The 20,864-nt window shown below is 49.5% G+C and carries 15 protein-coding genes; 10 read left to right on the top strand and 5 right to left on the bottom strand.

From position 1 onward, the window contains the following. Positions 1–299: 299 nt before the first annotated feature. Together E2I14_RS10830 and E2I14_RS10825 are read left to right on the top strand one after the other, a co-directional pair. A complete protein-coding gene (locus E2I14_RS10830; protein ID WP_133328310.1) occupies positions 300–725 on the top strand; it encodes a DUF1801 domain-containing protein in 426 nt (141 codons plus the stop codon). 423 nt (positions 726–1,148) lie between these two features. Beyond that, positions 1,149–4,043, top strand: a complete 2,895-nt coding sequence (locus E2I14_RS10825; protein WP_165967813.1) for a TonB-dependent receptor domain-containing protein — start codon at positions 1,149–1,151, stop codon at positions 4,041–4,043. Between the two features lie 167 nt (positions 4,044–4,210). On the opposite strand, the gene E2I14_RS19905 is transcribed toward E2I14_RS10825, so the two are convergent. After that, complete coding sequence (locus E2I14_RS19905) at positions 4,211–4,930, bottom strand: DUF805 domain-containing protein (RefSeq protein WP_133328306.1); 720 nt, start codon at positions 4,928–4,930, stop codon at positions 4,211–4,213. Positions 4,931–5,174: 244 nt separating this feature from the next. Between E2I14_RS19905 and E2I14_RS10815 the strand changes: the two genes are divergently transcribed. Further along, a complete protein-coding gene (locus E2I14_RS10815; protein ID WP_133328304.1) occupies positions 5,175–5,708 on the top strand; it encodes a GNAT family N-acetyltransferase in 534 nt (177 codons plus the stop codon). A gap of 15 nt (positions 5,709–5,723) precedes the next feature. Here E2I14_RS10815 and pgaD read toward each other — a convergent pair whose 3' ends face one another. Genes pgaD through pgaA form a run of 4 tightly spaced genes read right to left on the bottom strand, consistent with a single transcriptional unit; the run spans position 5,724 to position 12,111 of the window. Next, positions 5,724–6,209, bottom strand: coding sequence for a poly-beta-1,6-N-acetyl-D-glucosamine biosynthesis protein PgaD (gene pgaD / locus E2I14_RS10810; protein ID WP_165967812.1), 486 nt, complete (start codon positions 6,207–6,209; stop codon positions 5,724–5,726). A 6-nt stretch (positions 6,210–6,215) separates the two neighbouring features. After that, the gene (gene pgaC / locus E2I14_RS10805) at positions 6,216–7,553 is read right to left on the bottom strand and encodes a poly-beta-1,6-N-acetyl-D-glucosamine synthase (protein ID WP_133328300.1); all 1,338 of its coding nucleotides are present in this window, start codon (positions 7,551–7,553) and stop codon (positions 6,216–6,218) included. Positions 7,554–7,555: 2 nt separating this feature from the next. After that, positions 7,556–9,637 (bottom strand): poly-beta-1,6-N-acetyl-D-glucosamine N-deacetylase PgaB, encoded by a 2,082-nt coding sequence (gene pgaB, locus E2I14_RS10800; RefSeq protein ID WP_133328298.1) that lies wholly within the window; start codon positions 9,635–9,637, stop codon positions 7,556–7,558. Beyond that, complete coding sequence (gene pgaA / locus E2I14_RS10795; RefSeq protein ID WP_206105624.1) at positions 9,637–12,111, bottom strand: poly-beta-1,6 N-acetyl-D-glucosamine export porin PgaA; 2,475 nt, start codon at positions 12,109–12,111, stop codon at positions 9,637–9,639. Before pgaA ends, pgaB begins: the two co-directional genes overlap by 1 nt. A gap of 540 nt (positions 12,112–12,651) precedes the next feature. On the opposite strand from pgaA, the gene E2I14_RS10790 reads away from it, so the two are divergent. The 7 genes from E2I14_RS10790 to E2I14_RS10760 all read left to right on the top strand — a co-directional run bounded on the left by E2I14_RS10790 (position 12,652) and on the right by E2I14_RS10760 (position 20,754). Continuing rightward, a complete protein-coding gene (locus tag E2I14_RS10790; protein WP_133328294.1) occupies positions 12,652–13,968 on the top strand; it encodes an MFS transporter in 1,317 nt (438 codons plus the stop codon). A gap of 304 nt (positions 13,969–14,272) precedes the next feature. Beyond that, positions 14,273–15,544 carry an O-acetylhomoserine aminocarboxypropyltransferase/cysteine synthase family protein gene (locus E2I14_RS10785; RefSeq protein WP_133328292.1) on the top strand — a complete coding sequence of 424 codons (1,272 nt, stop codon included), beginning with the start codon at positions 14,273–14,275 and terminating at the stop codon, positions 15,542–15,544. 35 nt (positions 15,545–15,579) lie between these two features. Next, positions 15,580–16,980 (top strand): YeiH family protein, encoded by a 1,401-nt coding sequence (locus E2I14_RS10780; RefSeq protein ID WP_133328290.1) that lies wholly within the window; start codon positions 15,580–15,582, stop codon positions 16,978–16,980. An 81-nt stretch (positions 16,981–17,061) separates the two neighbouring features. After that, positions 17,062–17,304, top strand: coding sequence for a hypothetical protein (locus tag E2I14_RS10775; RefSeq protein ID WP_133328288.1), 243 nt, complete (start codon positions 17,062–17,064; stop codon positions 17,302–17,304). 151 nt (positions 17,305–17,455) lie between these two features. Further along, the gene (locus E2I14_RS10770; RefSeq protein ID WP_133328286.1) at positions 17,456–18,985 is read left to right on the top strand and encodes a GAF domain-containing sensor histidine kinase; all 1,530 of its coding nucleotides are present in this window, start codon (positions 17,456–17,458) and stop codon (positions 18,983–18,985) included. 297 nt (positions 18,986–19,282) lie between these two features. Beyond that, on the top strand, positions 19,283–19,825 hold the full coding sequence (locus E2I14_RS10765; RefSeq protein WP_133328284.1) for a LemA family protein: 543 nt from the start codon (positions 19,283–19,285) through the stop codon (positions 19,823–19,825). Between the two features lie 2 nt (positions 19,826–19,827). Continuing rightward, positions 19,828–20,754, top strand: a complete 927-nt coding sequence (locus tag E2I14_RS10760; RefSeq protein ID WP_133328282.1) for a DUF3137 domain-containing protein — start codon at positions 19,828–19,830, stop codon at positions 20,752–20,754. Positions 20,755–20,864 lie beyond the last annotated feature (110 nt).

Below are 20,864 nucleotides of genomic sequence, written 5' to 3'. Positions count from 1 at the left end.
ACGCAGATGCGGGACGTTAGCGGCGGTGCAGCCTTGCGTCGTTTAAACCTAAACAAATGACTGCGACCGCGCAGAATGGAACGACAATAAATTAAAAATTTCAAATTAGCAATTTTTAGTGACAAGGACACAGCGATTGTTTCGTCTGCGAAATGTTGTCCATTGCTTGATCAGATATGGTTAAATTTGAGCCGCTTGTGAATACCTTTTGCAATCAAGCGTTGTAAGGCAACTGCGCCCAATGACGTCCGTATTCAATTCGAGAATACTCAATTCAAAAAAACCTTCGAGCAGCCAACATGAAAATTGAAGAGCAAATCAAAGCCTATATCGGTAGCCAACCAGCGGCAAAAGCGGACGATATGGTGAGCTTACATCAGACGATTTTAGCGCTCATGCCCGCGGCAAAATTGTGGTTTCTCGATGGTAAAAACGAGGACGGCAAGATCGTTTCCAATCCCAACATTGGTTACGGACAGCAAACTTTGCACTATGCGGATGGTACGACCAAGCCGTTTTATCAGATCGGTTTGAGCGCCAATACCGCGGGCATTTCGGTCTACATTATGGGACTCAAAGACAAGGATTATTTGACACAGACTTTTGGTAAAACCATCGGTAAAGCTAGCGTGACGAGTTACTGTATTAAATTCAAAAAGCGCGCGGATATCGATATGGAGGTTCTTGCTGCGGCGATCAACTACGGGATCGCGTCGACTTCCTAAACAGCGCAGTCCTATCCACGTTTAACCGCGTTGATAGCGCGATCGGTTCTTGCAACTGGGCGTTCAATCGCTGTATTTTGTTGCGCGGATTGACGGCTAATTGGCATTATTTAACTTTCTTCTTTCCTTATCGTAAAACATTCTAATTTTTGTCCCGAAATTCCCCCTTTAGTGTTACTTCCCCACAACAACTTGCTGTTCAGCAAGTCACATTTTCGTTACAGTCGAAGGGCAATCGAAGGTGTTGCTTTCGGCCAAAAAACATGTGCCGAAAAAATAGGCAGCTGAACTCAGTCAACTACTGCAGCATTTTTATGGCATCGCAAATCGCGCGATGACCAATGGTTGCTTACCTAAAACAATTATTTAACTAACGTTATTAACCGGGGAGTCGGAATGAATCAATACCGCAGGGATAATAAAATGAAGCCGATACAATTGGCTGTAGCAATGTTGGTAGGCGGCTTTGCTGTTGGGGCCTACGCGCAGCAAGCTCAGGAATCCGATAAGCAAGTGGAGAAGGTGTTTATCACCGGATCAAATATTAAAACCATCGATTCCGAGACTGCTTCACCGCTGCAAATTCTCAAACGTGAAGACATCGTTCGCCAAGGTGTAACCAATGTTTCCGATTTGATTGCCAATATTTCGGCATCGTCATCGCAAGGGAATTTAACCGATATCGGCGGCAGCAACTCGTTTGCGCCGGGCGGCACAGAAGCGTCATTGCGCAACTTGGGCGCGCAGTCAACGTTGGTGCTGGTCAACGGGCGTCGCATCGCGACCTTTGGCTTTGCCAACTTCACCGAAGTATTTAGCAATGTCGATTCGATTCCTATCGATGCTGTTGAGCGTGTCGAAGTGTTAAAAAGCGGTGCATCGGCGATTTACGGTTCGGATGCTGTGGCCGGGGTAATTAACATCATTACCCGCCAAAACTATCAAGGCGTTGAGGTCAGCGCTGATACCCAAAAATCGATCCAAAGTCACAAGTTTGGCACTAGCAAGGCATCGATTACCGCGGGCTTTGGTGACTATGCGAATGACGGATTTAATGTTTTAGTCAATGCCGATCTATTTAAACGCCAGAGCGTTATGTGGAGTGAGGTGCAGCAATACACCAATCCCGCTTTGATCGCGACTTCGCCTAACTTTGGGGCGTTATCGACCTACTCGCACGGTAACTTGATTGATGGTGCCAATTCAACACCCTTGCCGGGTTGCGATCCAGGGCTGATTCGTGGTGGCTTATGTAAATACAATCGGTCGCAACAATATCAGGCCATTCCTGAAGCCACTCGCAGTAACTTTTACAGCACAGGTACGTTCAATTTAGGCGATGGCACACAGGCTTTTGCTGAGGTGAGCTACTCCAAAGGGAAAACAAATTATATTTCTCCCGTTCCGTTGTATGGCGCTCAGAGTCCAACAACATGGGGTAATCCATCGACTGGTCAACCACTGACCTTTAATTATCTCGGACTGGCGGCCAACGACCCGATTAATACCACGGGTGATGATGGTGCTGAGATTCGTCTGCGCTTTTTAGATGCACCTTCGTATAACAATGTTGAAGGCACTCAATACCGTGTTTTAGGTGGATTACGTGGCTCGTTCAAGGCATTCGACTGGGAAGCGGCCGCTGGTGTGATGGGTTCTAAGGTCACCTCGACATCGCAGGGAACCTTTAGTAGTTCTGGCTTTATTAAAGAAATCGGTGACTACAATAATTTTTACGGCAATACCAATCCTAATGTTGGCTTGTCGTATAACGCTACCGATCCAAACTTCTTCAACCAACCCGGTGGCTATCGCGCAGGTGGAACTAACAGCGCGTCAGTTTTGAATACTCTGTTCCCCGTGTATTTCAGCACGGGTAAGACACAGGCTGAATTCGCCGATGCAAAAATTTCGGGTCCGATTTATAACTTACCCGCTGGCCCAATCAACGTAGCGTTTGGTGCTGAGTTACGCCATGAAAGCATGGTCCTAGACGATAGTAACAATTTAAAAACCGGTGACATCGTCGGTTACGGAATCAGCGAAGCAAATTCATCCCGCAATATTGAGTCGGTCTATTCCGAGTTTAGTATTCCTGTGTTGAAAAACCTTGAGGTCACACCAGCGCTGCGTTTAGATAAATTCCCTAATTTATCGGCGCATTTTTCACCTAAATTAGCGGCTCTGTACTCGCCAACCGATTCATTGAAATTTCGCGCGACCATCGAACACGGTTTCCGCGCACCGAATCTGATTGAAAGCGCTAACTCGTTGAAATTTGCGTTTGATCCGGGTGTGCAAGATCCACTGCGTTGTGCGGCAGCGACCCAGTTACAGAATGACTTGAACAAAGCAGCGGCTAACCCCGCACTGACTGCACAACAAGCTGCATTGATTTCGGCGCGTGCTTTGGCAGTTCAGGGTAATGAATGTTCAGCGTCTATTCCTGATGAAGTCAAAAACAACCCTGGGCTCAAACCAGAAACATCGAAGAGCTATTCCTTGGGTATCGTTTTTGAACCAGTTAAAGGTTACGCGACGACGCTCGATTTCTTCAGCATTGATCGCTCCAACGTAATTGGTTTGCAAGGTGCGCAGCAATTGCTCAACCAAGCCTCGGTCGGCGCAACGCCAGCGGGTTCTATCGTTAATCGTCGGCCGTTCAACACCGCTGCCGATCAATCCTTCCTGAGCAACGATGCAGCTCTCGGAGGTCAAAACGATTTTACGACTTACGGCGTTACTGCTGGAGCAGTTCAAGATATTATTCGCGCCATGCAGAATATCTCTGAACAAAAAACCAGCGGAATCGACATCGCTTTCCTTGGAAAGCAAAGTCTGGGTCAGTTCGGTAGCTTACGTGAAACCTTGGATGGTACCTACACGCTGAAGTTTTATGACACCTCAGTGAGCACCTTGAGTGACAATTTGGTCGGCAGTTACTATATTCCACACTTCGCTGCAAACTTCACTTTGGTGTGGGACTTCAAGAGCTTCTCTAACTCTTTGCGCTATAACTACACCGGCGGATTTAGTGAGCAAGCTGGACAACAAGATACCAATTGGAACGCTGCTGGTTGCGCCGCCAATAATCTGACTCCGGCTCAATGTCATGTCGCTTCGCACAGAACTACTGATTATGCGATTTCTTATAACGGGATTAAAAACCTGACCTTAGGATTGAACGTAATTAACGTGTTCCAACAAAAAGCGCCGATTGATATTAAGGGCTTTGGTCTTGGCGCAACTTACGGTACCAACCTGCAAGATGCTCAAGGTCGTATCTTGAATTTAAGTGCTAACTATAAATTCTATTGATATGAGATGGGGGGAATTTGCTGTGAGCATTCCCTGAGTAGAAAAAAGAAAACGGACATTTTTGCGATGTCCGTTTTTTTATTTGTGGATAGTTGCTAGCTGACTTATTGGTTGGCTAACGGATGCCGAATGCAGGCATAGTCGGCAACAACGATCCAATAAGTCGCTTACAAACAATTCGACGGCAAATACTGCTGCTGTATCCCCAACCCGCTGCATGACCACATCGTCGTGCCGGTTCCTCGGAAAGGACGTAGTATGATTTTTTTATCCTTTAAGGGCACAAAATTCAAGGTCAGCGTGATGTCGCCGTTGACCGGTTCTACCGCAATATCGCTAATAAATTTCGATGTTCCGGTAAAGTCAGTTTGATTTAAATTTGTCGGCGCTAGGCCATTTTTATCGATATAGTTTGCGACGCTTGTTTCTGCTTGTTTGCCCACCGCCATTACTTCGACCATTTTCGCTTTGACAGTGTAGGTTTGGTAGGCCGGAATTGCAATCGCGGCCAGAATCCCGATGATGGGAATAAGTATTAGCACTATGCCCGCTGCCAGAGCAAGGCCCGATAGTTTGGGGCGCTCATTGCTTTCCAGATCAACCGTTGCGGTGCAGGCGAACACCAAATTCACAATCGGCACGAGCAGCCACCAACCGCTGCGTCCGATATCGTGCATGCGACGCACGCCGACGGCAATTGAGGGAATGAGCATGGCTAAGGAATACAAGTTGTAGAGCGCGTCAGAATGAAAGGCGGAACGTCCAATCACCATGAGGCCGATTGAAATCAACAAATTATATAAAGTGAACATCCAGTATTCTTTGCGAGTCGCTCGGCCGCTAAAGTTGGCGTAGTTGCTCAGTGCGCTGACGTATTCGTTTGCCATGGTTACTTTCTAAGTAGAGATCGTTGTTATCTTATCGAGATTGGTCGGATGGCTTGCCTCTAGATACGATGGAGGAATGCAACTGTGCGCTGTAGGTACTGGATGGTTAAAAGTTGCTAACATGCAACGCCGTATGACTGTAGCGCGTATTTCAGTCATCGGCAATGCCCTAAATAGGGTATTTTGGAATAACGAATAATCAAAATTCGTGCACCCCACTGGATTTACTAATTTGACTAGCCTTATGAACTTTAGCCACCGAAAAGCCGTACCTGCCGACTTACCCGTTTTGCGCGAATTAATGGCGCAAGCGATCACCAAGCTGGTTGGAAATTTCCTCGACTCAGCGGGCGTACAAGCGTCGTTCGAAATCATGGGCGTCGATACCAGCTTGGTAGAAGACGGGACCTATTTTGTGATCGAACTCGATGGGCGCATCGTTGGTTGCGGTGGTTGGAGTCGGCGTGCGACGTTGTATGGCGGCGATCATTCGCGCGGGCGCGATGCGCGTTTGCTCAATCCCTTGAGCGAAGCGGCGCGGGTGCGGGCTATGTACACCCATCCTGACTTTGCACGCCGCGGAATTGGCCGGCTGATTTTAGGATTGTGCGAAGTGGCGGCCAAGGCGGAAGGCTTTAGCAGCCTAGAGTTGATGGCAACGATTGCGGGCGAGCCGCTCTACAGCGCATATGGTTATGTGGTGACTGAGCGATTGCAGATACCGACTTCGAGCGGCGTTATCTTGCCCGGTGCGCGCATGACGAAATCAATTTCTTAGCATCGGGCTTGGTGACTACTTGTCTTTGGGCAGCTCTGGCAAGAGATGTTCCGCCTTATCGAAGGTCGCGTACAAGAATTTGCCGTGTTCATCGTGATGCGCCGTCATGTGGCGCACTCGGGACAAGGTGGCCATGGTGTCGGGTTTGATTTTGGCGAATTCGGCTAATTCGTCGGTCGTCACCGCCGTTGGTCGGGTGCGGCGATTAACGTTACGAAAGCGCAGATATTCGGTTCTGGCCCACGCCAACAAGCTTGCGCCAAGTGTGACGATAATCGATAGATACAGCACAAAAATATTACGCAAATCCATTAATTCGGTCGGCGAATTATGCAAAAAATGAGTATCGTAATAGCGAAAGCCCAGCGCCCACATTAACAGCGTGATGAGCGGCATCCACAGATAAACCCAGATAATCCAAAACGCCGCGGTAAAAAACGCCCAACCGATTCGGCTGGGAAGCGGAGCTAAGTGGGGTTTTTCGAAGATTAATTGTTTCATCTGCATTTACCGTTCACGATTCTTTTGCTCGCGGATCACAATGTCGGGATTATCCGCACTGACGAACGGCGCTGGTTTAATCTCGGCTTGGCGCGACGGCGTGCGCAAACCACGATCGGGGCTGACCCACACAGCGCGCCGACCGCGCTTGCGAATAAATACTTTCGGTAACGCATAGATGGTGGTGAACATATTGAGCAGCCAATAAGCCAGCGGATACCAAATCATCCAGAAAAAATGCCGAAAAATACGGTGGTCGTAATGTCTATCCAAAAACATGCTGATCAAAATTTGCAGCAAACACGTTGTTCCAATCAGCACGCCGTGCCAGCCGGGAACTAAGGTAATCTGCCAGCGCAACGGCATGTCGATAACAAAGCCCAGCAACCAAATTACCAAAATCGTCGCCATGGCATAGGCCCAAAACACCGAGGTTAAATATTCGGCATAAATAATCCACATGCGTCGCATACGCCACGCGCACAGCGTTGGTAGATATTTGCGAATGACCTGAATCCCACCCATGGCCCAGCGTAGGCGTTGTTTCCATAAACCGGCCAAGGTTTCGGGCATCAAAATCCAGCACAGCGCATGTGGTTCAAAGCGAATATCCCAATGATTGGTTTGTAGCTTCCAACTGATGTCGATATCCTCGGTCAGCATGTCGGGACTCCAAAATCCGATATGCAGCAAGGCGCGCCGCCTAAACATCGCCACCACGCCCGAGACGGTAAAGATGCGCCCGTAAATGCGCTGCGTGCGCTTAATCAAGCCAACAATCGAAGAAAATTCACCCACCTGCAATCGCCCTAGCAAGGTGGAGCGCGTGCGGATGCGCGGATTGCCAGTGACTGCGCCAACTCGATGGCCCGCTTCAAAATGCTGCAACATCCAAGGAATCACATCGGGATCCAGAATCGCATCCCCATCCATGCACAATAAAAATTCACCGCGTGCCACCAAGGCGGCGGTGTCTAATCCCACCGCTTTACCCTGATTTTTAGCTTGATGAATTACCCGCAGTTTGGGGTAAGTATTGGTCAACTCGTCGAGTATCGGACCGGTATTGTCTTTGCTGCCATCGTTGACGCAAATGATTTCGTAGTTGGGGTAATTCAGTTTGGATAAGGCATCAACGACTTCGTGCACATTCTCTTCTTCGTTAAAGCACGGCACGATCACCGACACCAAGGGCGTGCTGTTGAGCAGCGTCATCGGGTCTTTGATGCTATGGCTTTTATGCTCATAACGGAAATAATACGTAATGCCACCAATCATCCATAGATAGGCCATGAATAACGGGTAGTAAAACGTAAAATCGAATAAGAGAATGTCGATATTCATGACTATTTCACGGGCACCGGCACGTTAGTTTCAACAGAAATTTCGGGCTTTATAATGTCTTCGTTGGGCACGTTGGCTTGGAAATCATCCGGGTAATAACCAAAATTCCGCGCACCTTGTAAATGCAGACTACGCATTTGCGCGGCTAAGGTGTCGGCTGGAATAGCTTGATTGGTTTTCCAATCGCGGCTTTGCAATTCAAAAACGGTTTTGTCGAGCGCGCCGGGAATCGAATGTATTTTTTCAAACAAGGTTTTCAGCCAACCCTCTGGATCGGATGCGCCTTCCATATAGGGCATCGCCATAACGGCGGTGAAATCGTAGTTGGCTAAAAAGCGCGGCAAACTTTGCGCGTACCATTCTTCCGATGCTGGATTTAATACCGGCTGGGCGTACAAATTACGCGCTGTGTGCAGCGTTGGTTGGTAAGCGCGTAGCGTGGCGGCTAAGCGCATGGTGAATGCGTCGATATAGGCGATTTTATGTTCCATCCAACGTTGACGCATTTCCGGCGCATTGCGAATGTCGCTGATTGAATCGGGCAACTGCCATTCGTCGTGATAGGTTTTTAAGGCGGCGGGATTAGCGTCCTCAAAGTCAGACAGCGTCGCGTCATCATGGAACAGCACACCGTTAAAGATCGCGGCTTTGCCTAAGTCTTCGTAAATCTCTGTAATGGTTTTTTGTACCAGCGGATCGAAGATCGATAAGCGGTGATAGCGATTGACCGCAGCGGCGGCGGGTGCGTCGGGCATGAGTTGCACCAGCTTGGACGCGGCAGGATTCGTGGCAGGTAAATCGAACGCCATTACTGGCATCCATGCATACACTTTAACGCCAACCCGATTACTTAACTGCCACGCCGCTCGTGAGAATAAATCCGAGCGCATCGGTAAATGCCGATTCGGGAAATACAACGCCGTCGCAACGCCCTTTCCGTCTGGATCGGCAAAGGCTTGTAAATACACGGTGGTCGGGTGTATTCGTTTGATGCGATCGAGTAAGCGCGATAGATTGATTTCTTGCTGTGCAGGATTGGCGTCGTAGATGTAATCCAGATCGACGTGAATCACGCGCTCAAGCGGCACGGCGCGACCCGAATAATCGATCGGTTCATGCAGCATATTGATGAGATCTGGGATGCCGGTATTGAAGTTGATTAAGGTGCGCCGCACTTGCGCCAACGTATCGGTCGGTCGGTTGGGGCCGGATTCTAAGTTCATGGTAATCGGCATACCCGCACTGGCCGCCCAGTTGGTGGTTGCTAAGTTATAGCGTCCATAAGGCCACACCATGGCGCGCGGACGTTTATGCAGTTTGCGCTCAATTAAATCGGAATTGCGTTGTAAATCGGTGTTGATGCGCTTGGTATATTGCTCGTCGGTTTCATAGCTCGCATCGCTGGGCGTGTAGCGATGGGTAATCGCCGCAGGCAGCGAATTACCTTGCGGATTAGCCTGTATCCCTTTGTGTAAATCGTGCGAATGGGAAGCGACCTCGACTAAGCCTGACGCCACCATCACGCGGATGTCGTCCCAATTGGCAAACTGATCGCGCCCGAGCAAATTGTCTCCAAACATGACTTTTTTATCGGCGGGTGTCTCGATCCAATCGCCCACAATTGCAATTACCGCTGGAAAGTGAAATAACTGCAGCAGCGGATAAACTTTGGTGTACACGCTCTTATAACCATCATCAAAGGTCAGCAAAATCGCTTTGTCCGGTAATGGCGTTTTACCAGCGCGCGCGTCAATAATTTGCTGCAAGCTTACTGGCTGATAACCGTTTTCTTTGAGCCAAGTAAAGTGGCGGATTAATTCAATCGTATCCACCGCCGTTGGTTCGACATGGTCTTTAAACGTCTCGGGTAAATTGTCGCGTATGTCGTGGTAACACAGCACCCGAAAACTTTGCGCCGGATCGTTAGCTGGCGGCACGGCGCTGAGCAGTCGTTCTGCCGGCGTTGCCTGGTCTTGAGCGGTCACTGGTGCGCTCGGTAATAATGCCGCCAGTGTTAAGCACAGACCGAGCAACGCAGCGCGCAGCCTAATCGTTGTGAAGGAGGAAACAGCAGGCCAATTCATCAGATTCTTCCCGTTAAATTCAAGTAAAAATAATTGCGGTATTCGCGCGTGCCGTCGTAGGGATGGAAATTCCTCCCAACTCCGTAGCTAAATCCGAATTCGTTTTCAAAATTCCATTCGTGCTCGTAGCGCAATCCCGACGTGGCGCCCGAGCTATAACCAGTTTCCCAATAATGTCCCAAGGTCAAATCGACGCGCTGGCGGAACGAACGCTTATAGCGCTGCCAAGTGAGCCACTCCGCTTTGATGTCGAGGTCGAGTTCTTGGTCTTGGCTTGGATTGTAGTAAGCGCGATTCGCTAAGCTATTACGCGAGCTAGCAAAACCCAGTACGGTATTGATTTTATAAATCGGTTCGCTGACCCAACGCTCCATCCACCAGCTATAAACGGCTTTGCGGACATTGGTGTCGGAATACTGTGTGCTCGATAGTTCCGCACCAGCTTTGCGCGCTTCGTTTTGACTCCAATCAAGCCCGAATTTTTCTTGCTTAGCCGAGATACCTAAGTTCATCGCTACCGGAGCTAAATCGATGATGTTGGTATCGACCAAGACGCGAGTGCGCCAGTTGTCCGAGATTGCCCAATTCAGCGCGAGAGCGACACCATTATTGTGGATACTGTTTAAGGTGTGATTGAACTGCGCCTCGGCGCTCAAATTCTCGGCCCGATAATCGATGCCGACACCAGCGCGGCTGCGGTTTGCCGAGGTACCATCGATGGTGTTGCCAGAACTATGATCGACCCGCGCAAACAAGCGTAGATGATTGCTGCACCAATCGGACGTGTTATTTGGTTGATCGCTTTGTCCGTCTAACAATAATGGCGCGGTGTACACCACCGCACTCGATATCGAATCCGCCCCGCTTTTAGCCGCGCCATGACCTAGCGTGGTCTCTAAGCGATACAGCGGTTGGTCGTAATTGGCGATGCGTTGGGCCAGATTTTGTACTTGTTTGTTTTCAGGAAAATTGTCGATCAACGCGGGTAGCAGCGCTTTCGATTGATTGAATTCGTCCAAGGACAATAACAATTCCGCCCGGCCCAAAGCCGCTTCGATGGAATTGGGCTGATCAATTTGCAGTAGCGTATATTCGTCCAAGCTAGCGCGTGGATGATCGCGTGCCGAGAGCAAGGACGCCCAAGAAGAACGAAGATCATTGTTAAACGGCGCATCCCTATACAAAGCGGTGATTTGGCTTTGCGCAGCATCCAAGTGATCGTTATTTTTTTGCAGATTGGCATGAATAATCAAGGCGCGTAAATACGCCGCGCTCATGGTTCGCGGCGCGTTCTTCCCCTTAGGAACTCGCTGCGCTTGCTGCTGCACCATTTGCTGAGCTAAGGCTTCGGCTTGCGCGTATTGTCCTGCGTCACCGTAGGCATAAATCAACATAGCTTGCAGATCGATTAAGCCCGATGGATCGGATGAATCCCAATGGTCAATCAAATCCACATACATATCGCGCGCCGCTTCTGGCTGCTGTAAATACAAATACGCATCGGCTACCGATGATTTCACATAGTTCGGAATCTCCACTTTGTCGGCGATCAGTTGCTGATACAGCGCAATCACTTCCTGCATCGCAGCGCGGTCATCCAAGGCAATGATGCGGTCAAATTTGGCTTTGTTGGTGACGCCGTATTGCTGTGACAGCGCGGTATTTTCATCGAGCGCAATGTCGGTAGTAGTAAAGCGAGCGCGGGTATTATCGGTAGCCAATTGCGCTTTGCCGTAACGAATTGTGAGCGCCGAATCCGCATGGGCAAATTTGTACTGTTCTTCTGGACTAAATACATCGCGATAAAGTTGGGCGAAATAATTGGCTAAATAAATCGCCCCAGCTTGGTCGAGCATAAAAACTAAACCGCGTTTGGCATAGCGAAAATCGGGATTAATCTGCAACGCTTGGTGAAAACCACCCGCCGCTTGCAACCACTCATGGCGCTGCTCATGGACTTCGGCCAGCGCAATAATGATCGGCAAATTACTCGCCAGCGGCGGCGCGCTGGGATCGCGTTCCGCGGTCAAAATGTGGTCGAGATAATCGAGCGCTTCTTGGCTGCGCTGTTGGCCCAGCCACGCATACACCAAACCGGCTTGTAGTTCGCGCTCATTCGGTGTTTTGCTGAGCAACAATTGATAGGCTTGCTCGGCCTGAGTGAATTGGCCGGTTTTGAGCAATGCATGTGCTGCCGAGCGGATTGCGTAATCGGGCGCTTTGGTTAATTCAATTTGTTGCACCAAGGTTGCGGCAGCCGCAAAGTCGCCAGCTTTGTCATGCAGCGCGATTAAGTCAAACACAATATGCAGATTCTGCGGCTCGTCCTCATGCCACTGACGTAGTTGATCAATTGCCGGCGCCAGTTGTGCAGCGTTCAAATTACCTTTGGTGGAAGCGATGACGAGGTCGTAGTCTTTCTGCAGGACGGCTGCTTGAGAAGCGTGCAAGATAAAACAACCAGACAGAATCATTGCACGAGTTCTGAGAAATTGACGACGTTTAAGCACTCTCATTGACTCACTAATTTGGGCTACATTGGGCTGCGACTGTGCTGCGCCTTGGCAGATCGGCGGCGCGTTGTTGGCTGGTCCGCATTGTTAAATGGAGGGCGACATTGCGGCGCTGATTTGCCTTGTCTTGGTTAAAGAATTTACAGGAATCCGACTTGCCGTCGGTTCCGTGTCGAACACAATTTTCCTAGCAGCGATGGACGCAAAGACACAATTTTCGGAATTATCCTTGAAATATTTAACTATTGCTGCGATTCAATTAAATTTAACAATTCAAAATCGAAAATCGTTAAATTTGCTGCGCTGTTTTCCGTTCCTTCGGCCAATCAATGCGCCAATCAATTGCTCTCACAACACATTGCCAAATTCAATTTCAATTCCATTATTTTTCTTGGCGCGTGGGCCGGTTTATTGCCGCCGTATCCCATCCGTGGCACTATTTGGCGTGCAAAAAAATCAACCAGCCGCGGCATTAATAATCATCACTAACAACAAACCACTATGAGCGACCAATCAAGCCACCCAACTCCCCATTCCAACCCAGCGCAGCTCGCACCGACCAACTCGCCAACCCGCGTTGCGGTGGCGAGTTTTATTGGCACCGCGATTGAGTTTTTTGATTTCTATGTGTTTGCCACCGCCGCCGCGCTGGTGATTGGGCCGACGTTTTTCCCACACGATTCTTCTACCGCACAGACCTTGAATGCGTTTTTGACCTTTGGAATTGCGTTTTTAGCGCGACCAATCGGCTCGGCCTTGTTTGGTCACTTTGGCGATCGGATAGGACGCAAATCGACTTTGGTCGCGTCTTTATTGGTGATGGGGATTTCGACCACTTTGATTGGATTTCTGCCGGGTTACGACAGCATCGGTACGTTAGCGCCGATCTTGTTGTGCGTCTTACGCTTCGGGCAGGGAATTGGTTTAGGAGGCGAATGGGGCGGCGCGGCGCTATTAGCTACCGAAAATGCGCCCGCCGGAAAACGCGCGTGGTTCGGCATGTTTCCGCAATTGGGCCCATCGATTGGATTCTTGCTAGCCAACGGTTTATTTTTTGGCTTGGCGCTGAGTTTGAGCGACGAGCAATTTAAAAGCTGGGGCTGGCGTATTCCCTTTGTGTTGAGTGCGGTGCTGGTTATTGTTGGTTTGTATGTGCGTTTGAAATTGCACGAATCGCCGGTATTTATGGCCGCGGTGAAACACAAGGAACAAGTCAAATTCCCGATTGCGACGATTTTTAGTCGGCATTTCAAACCGGTATTGCAAGGCTCATTAGCGATGGTGGTGTGCTATGCCTTGTTTTATATTTCGACCGTGTTCTCCTTGTCGTATGGTGTTAAAAATCTGCATTTCACCAAGCCCGAGTTTTTGGGCTTGTTGTGTTTGGCGGTGGTGTTTATGGGATTGGCTACCCCGATTTCGGCGTGGGCGAGCGATAAATGGGGACGCAAGCCGGTGTTGATGTTGGGCGCATTGTGCGCCTTCTTGTCCGGCTTTGCGATGCAGCCTTTGCTGGGCAGTGGCAGCACGCTGTTGGTCGCGCTGTTTTTGATTATCGAATTATTTTTGATGGGCTTTACCTTCGGCCCGATGGGTGCCTTGCTGCCTGAGATTTTTCCCACCGCGGTGCGTTACACCGGCGCGTCGATTTCGTACAACATCGGCGGCATCATTGGCGCGTCAATTGCGCCATTCATCGCGCAAATGTTGGTTGAACGCGGCGGTTTAAGCTGGGTTGGCTATTATGTTTCTGCTGCGGCGCTATTGAGTTTTATCGCGGTGACATCGATGCGCGAAACGCGCGACGTGGCGTTGTAAGCTGCACTGCATTTGCGTCGCAGGGGCAACCCTGGTGGTTGCCTCAATCGTGCAATAACTCCTGTTTTGCTCCACCCACCCAGCGTGCCGACGCGCGACGTTGGGTGGTCAATCATTGCTCCAGCAGCTTTCACAAAGACAATCGCCACAATTCACATTTTGCATGTGCTCGCTATTTTCTTATGCGAAAAACTAACTATCGATATAGCAATTAATTCGTTGCTCAGATTCATGGCTTGTTTCTACCATAGCGCAAACTAATTTCGGTCACTCTGACCATTTTGTGCTCACAAAGGAAACAGACATGAAGCTTGAAACGATTGCTGTTCACGGCGGCTATTCACCTGACCCAACCACTAAGGCAGCGGCGGTACCGATTTATCAAACCACGTCTTACGCATTTGATAGCACGCAACACGGCGCGGATTTGTTTGATTTAAAAGTCGCGGGCAACATCTATACGCGCATCATGAATCCGACCCAAGATGTGCTGGAAAAACGGGTGGCCTTATTAGAAGGCGGCATCGCCGCGTTAGCGGTGGCATCCGGTCAAGCAGCGATCACGTATGCGATTCAAACGATCGCGGAAGCGGGCGACAATATCGTTTCTGCTGCGACCTTGTACGGCGGAACCTATAACTTATTTGCCCACACTTTTCCGCAATTTGGCATTACTACCCGCTTTGCAGATCAACGTGATCCGGAGTCGTTTCGAAAATTAATCGACGATAAAACCAAAGCAATTTATGTCGAATCGATTGGTAAACCCTTAGGCAATGTGACCGACATCGCTGCCATTGCCGCGATTGCGCATGACAACGGGATTCCGTTGATTGTCGATAACACCGTGCCTACGCCTTATTTGTTGCGTCCGTTTGAACACGGCGCGGATATTGTGATTCATTCGCTGACCAAATATCTGGGCGGCCACGGTAATTCGATTGGCGGTGTGATTGTCGATTCGGGCAAATTCCCGTGGGCCAAGCACAAAGAAAAATTCCGCCGCTTAAATGAACCGGATGTGTCTTATCACGGCGTGGTGTACACCGAAGCCTTAGGCGAAGCTGCCTTTATTGGTCGAGCCCGTGTTGTCCCGCTCCGTAATACCGGCGCAGCCATTTCGCCATTTAATGCTTTCTTGATCTTGCAAGGCATCGAGACCTTAGCCCTGCGCATGGATCGCATTACTGAAAACACGATCAAGATTGCCAAGTATTTGCAAGGCCACGCCAAAGTGAAGTGGGTGAATTATTCTGGACTGCCCGATCATCCCGATCACGCCTTGGCGCAAAAATATTTAGGCGGACGTCCATCCGGCATCTTAACGTTTGGTGTCCAAGGCGGCATCGTGGGCGGAACCAAATTCCAAGATGCGCTGCAATTGTTCACCCGCCTAGTCAATATCGGCGACGCCAAATCCTTGGCTTGCCATCCCGCTTCTACCACGCACCGCCAACTCAATCCCGAAGAATTGGCGAAAGCAGGCGTGACCGAAGACACCGTGCGCTTGTCGATTGGGATTGAACACAGCGACGATTTGATTGCCGATTTAGAACAAGCTTTAGCGGCTGTTTAATTTGAAGTGACAACAACAAAAGAGAAGGAAGCAACATGAGTTCAATTGCGGTAGATGCAGCAGCGCAGCCCGCGCCAGCCAAAGCATTGGGTTGGCGCGAGCTGTGGCTGAAAGAAGATTGGTGGGCGATTTGGGTCGGTGTTGGTTTGGTACTGGTGGGCTATTTGTTATTCCTCAACGGCAGCAGCCTAAAGTGGATTGCCGTCACGCCCGCCAAATGGACCAGCTTTGAAGACTTAGGTAAGCACTTTGCGGGCAATGCGGATCGCTATGTGGCGCAGTTTGCGTTGTGGCTGGTACTGTTTTCGGTAGCGCTAAAAACCTTGGGAGCCAAGCTGCGCGAATTCATTCCTTCGTTTATTTTCTTGTACGCTTTTTCGATTCTGATTTTTGCAATTGGTCAATGGACGCAAGCCAATAAATACAATCTGGAACCGCCTTTGGTGGCGTTGTTATTGGGCTTGGTTATCTCGAATAGCGCGATTTTGCCCGCGTGGTTAAAGAGTGGATTTCGGGTTGAGTTTTACGTTAAGGTCGGCATTATTTTGCTGGGCGCTACCTTGCCGTTTACCTTGTTGTTGTGGGCCGGGCCAGTGGCGATTTTCCAAGCGTCTATCGTTTCTATCGTGACGTTTTTGGTGATCTTTAATGTGGCCTTACGTTTAGGTTTAGATCGCCGCTTTGCCGCGACCTTGGCCGCCGGTGGTGCGGTCTGCGGTGTGTCGGCATCGATTGCGATTGCGGGTGCCGTGGGCGCCAAAAAAGAACACGCTTCGGTGTCGATTACGGTGGTCATTATTTGGGCGATTGTGATGATTTTTGTGTTGCCGCTAACTTCCCGTTATTTGGAATTACCAACCGGCGTAGCCGGTGCGTGGATAGGCACATCAGAGTTTGCTGACGCCGCCGGTTTCGCCGCAGCGCAAGCGTACGGTGGCTATGCAGGACAGGCGCCGGGCATTACCGGAAACGCCGATCAAGCGGTCTGGGCATTTACCTTGATGAAGGTCGTAGGGCGCGATGTGTGGATTGGGATTTGGGCTTTTGTACTAGCCGTGATCGCAACCACGCGTTGGGAGAAAAGCGAATCCGGTCGCAAGGCCGATGCCGCCGAAATCTGGTGGCGCTTTCCTAAATTTGTGATTGGTTTTGTGATCGCTTCACTGATTATTACCTGGGTAGCGCAGCACTATAGCTTGGCCGATTTTGGTAAATTGGTTGCGCCGAATTTATCCGATCCGATTAAAAATCTGCGTACCTGGTCATTCATTTTCTGCTTCTTTAGCATTGGTTTGACGACCCGCTTTAGCGAGTTGGCGCATGCGGGTAAAAAGCCGTTCTTGGCCTTTAGCGCTGGTGTGGTGATTAATGTGATTTTGGGCTTTATTTTGTCGGTCTATGTGTTTGCATCGCACTGGACTAATTTAGTGCATTGATGAGTTGCTGGCTCTTCCCTGATAGTCAAATCAGGGAAGGATAGCCAGTTAATTTGCACAGCAATCAACGGTGAGAACAGCATGAGCAGCCTAACGAATTCAACGACCAATAATAGCTGCGCGCATTGCACTCATTTTCGTAACCAACCGGAATATTTAGAGCGCGCCATTCCCGGTTTATCCAGCATGAGTTCGGCCTATGCCAGCGTGCGCGGAGAGGATGGAATTTGCGCTAAACATGAGCGCTATTTATCGGCCCGCTCCTCGTGTTCCGATTTTGCCGTTTTTGCCGTCGACGTATTACCATCTGCATTGCCAACATAACCACGCTTATGCGCGCCCCAAGCGCGATGTTAGATTTTAGTGTGCCTATTTCACGCATTTAACGTTGCAATGTCATTGTGTTTTCAAGAATATGGCTTATTCTTATTGTGCCAAAGTAACATTCCCGTTACTTGCGCCCTAGGAGAAAGTCATGTCAGCCCTGCATGATCAGCGTAATTTAACGAATACCAGTGCCGATTATGTGGCCGGTAGTGACGCGGCTGTGGTGATCAGTGAACTGCAAACTTTGGTTGAAAAGCAAAGTACCTTATTGGAGAAAGAACAATACGGGCGGCGCAAATCGGATGAGCTTAACTCTGGGCAAAGCAAGCTGTTGGAGATGATTGCCAAAGGTGTCGATTTGAAAGCGACCTTGTCGGCCTTGATGCTGCTGATCGAATCGCAATCCAATGGCGTAACCTGTTCCACCTTATTGCTTGATGAAGATGGAATCCATATTCGCGCTGGAGCTGCGCCAAATTTGCCCGACGAATACAGCCAAAAGCTCGACGGATTGTCGATTGGGCCCATGGTTGGTTCGTGCGGAACCGCGATGTACCTCAAAAAACAAGTCATCGTGACCGACATGATGAGCGATCCCTTATGGGCGCCCTATAAAGGATTGGTCGAACCATACGGTTATCGGGCTTGCTGGTCCACACCGATTTTTTTAGATCAAAGCAAGGTCTTGGGCGCGTTTGCGATGTATTACCGCGAAGTCCGCAGCCCGATTGCCGAAGACATGGAATTAATCGGATTCGCGACCCACATTGCGGGCATCGCAATTGAGCGCGAGCGACGCGAACGCGAATTAACCCGCCACCGCGAGAACTTAGAAGACTTGGTAGCGCAGCGCACTAGCGAACTACTTAGTGCGAATCGAGAACTGGCCGCTGCATTAGACAATTTGAGCGTGACCCAAGAGGAACTGCTGCGGCGCGACAAACTGGCTGCACTCGGTTCCTTGGTCGCGGGCGTGGCGCATGAATTGAATACGCCCATCGGCAATTGCTTGTTAGCGGCGAGCACCATGGCAGATAAGACGCAGAATTTTGTCGCTGCTTATAAAACCGGCATGAAGCGTTCGCAGTTGGAAAACTATATCGAGAACGTCGAAAGTTCTAGCACTGTGTTGCTACACAATATAAAACGCGCCGCCGATTTGGTCGCCAGCTTTAAACAAGTCGCGGTCGATCAAACCAGTTCGCAACGACGGGTTTTTGCGCTGGAAGATTATCTGAACGATGTTTTGCTCACGCTCCAGCCTTCGCTCAAACTCACCTCGATCAACGTAGTGCAACGGATTCAGCCTGGCTTGATGATGGACAGCTATCCGGGGCCGTTGGGACAAGTAGTGACCAACTTAATTAACAATGCCTTGATCCACGCGTTTGAGGATCGCAGCACCGGCACGATTCATATTTCCGCGCACGAAGCCGAACCCGGTTGGTTGGAATTAATCGTTAGTGACGATGGCAACGGCATCTCTGAGGAACATCAAGCGCAAGTGTATACGCCGTTCTTTACCACGAAACGCAATCTGGGCGGCACCGGCTTGGGCTTGCACATTATCTACAATATTGTCACTGGCTTATTGGGCGGACGGATACGTTTTCAAAGCGCACTGGCCGTCGGCACGACGTTCTATGTCTCGATTCCACTGGTTGCCAAGACTGCTTAAGCGCCGTTGTTCTGCGCGCTGCCACAATCAACTCCCTACGTTTAGTTGGCTATTGGTCGTAACAAAAGCGCGACAAGCGCGGACATAATGTTGCTTAATTTCAATATTTGCATTACTGTCAGTGGCCCATAAAGTGACAAAGCAAGCTGAGTCGCTTTACACCAATCGCACGGTAATAAGCCAATGCGATTACCGTTTCTTGGGCCGAAAGGTTAAATTAAAGTTGTGCTCGTTTGAAAACAATCAGCTAGCCGTGCCGCTAGCGTTAATCAAAGTAACGAAACAAAAGGAACAATCATGGGACCGATCGGCTGGCTAGTACTAGGTTTAGTAGTGCTGTTTATTATTGTGCTTTTCAACTCATTAACTGGGAAAAAGAATCAAGTTGAATTCGCTTTCGCTTCAATTGATGTGCAACTCAAAAAACGTTTTGATCTGATTCCTAATTTAGTGGCTTCATGCGAAAAATACATGGGCTATGAAGAAAAGGTCTTGAAAGAATTAACCGAGGCGCGCTCGCAAGCGATGTCCGGCGGCGATAACGCCAAAGTCGCTATGGACGGCAAAATCACCTCGCAACTGCGTTCGGTATTTGCGTTGGCGGAAAACTACCCGGACCTGAAAGCGATGGACTCTTTCACCACATTGCAAATGTCGTTGAATGAAGTCGAAGAACAATTATCCGCTTCGCGCCGCGCCTTCAACGCCGCCGTCACGGATTACAACAACGCAGTGCAAATGTTCCCATCCAATATCGCCGCCAACATCATGGGCTACAAAACTCGCACGTGGTTTGAAGCCGCGCCAGAAGAACGCGAAGCCGTCAAAATCTGGAGATAACGATGGCGATGTCCAACGAGTTGTTACGCACGCTGGTCACGTTAGAAGAAGAGCGTCATGCATCGATTTCCAAAGCCCGTTTTTGGGCCGCGCCGATTTTGCTGCTGGCGGGCTTTGCCGCCTTGGTCATCCACGGTCATCACAGCACCGGCGGCACGATCATGGCATTGGTGGTCGGGATCATCCTTGCCGCCATCGTGTACAACTATTTAATTAGCAAGGTAGTTAAACGCTTTAAACAACAAATCATGCCGATTCTGTTAGAGGACATTGATCCTTCGTTGAGTTACTACTTTGACGGCAGCATCGATTTGGACGAATTCAACCAACCGGGTATGTTTACTCAGCCAGATCGGTTCTCGGGCAAAGATGTGGTGCAAGGCACGATAGGGCAAACGGCGATTAAATTTTCGCTCGTGGATGCCGAAGAAGAACGTCAGCACACCAGCACCGATTCCGATGGCAGGACATCGACCACGACCACGTATGTGACGATTTTTAAAGGCTTGTTTTTCATCGCCGACTTCAACAAAAATTTCGCTGGTCGCACCTTAGTCAAACCGCATAGCTGGAATATTTTTGACAAATTATTCGGTTCAACCTTGACCTTAGAAGACCCTGAATTTAACAAATTATTCACCGTGCAATCGACCGACCAAGTCGAAGGGCGCTACATCATGACGCCATCCTTGATGGATAAATTTAAACTGCTGCACGACAAAGTCGGCGATTTCCAAGCGTGCTTTATTCAAGGTCGCTTGTTCATGGCGATTAATCTGCCGCAGAATTTTTTTGAGCCCGCGATGAATGAATCGTTAGCTGATTCTCAGCAAATTAAAAAAATAATGACTAATCTGAAGATGATCACAGGCCTAGTTGAAGATCTAGGCCTCAATGTGCGAATTTGGGGAACCAAGACCAATAGTTAAATTCTGTGTAAGGGCCGTTTGAAGACGTTTCGTATTGCAATACCTGTGGCAATTTGTGAATTAAAGCCCGCGTAATTCACGCCAATGTAAAATCAACGAGGTCAATACGC

It is taken from the genome of Sapientia aquatica (assembly GCF_004358105.1).
Classification (GTDB): Bacteria; Pseudomonadota; Gammaproteobacteria; order Burkholderiales; family Burkholderiaceae_D; genus Solimicrobium; species Solimicrobium aquaticum.
This window is presented reverse-complemented; position numbering and strand designations above follow the sequence as displayed.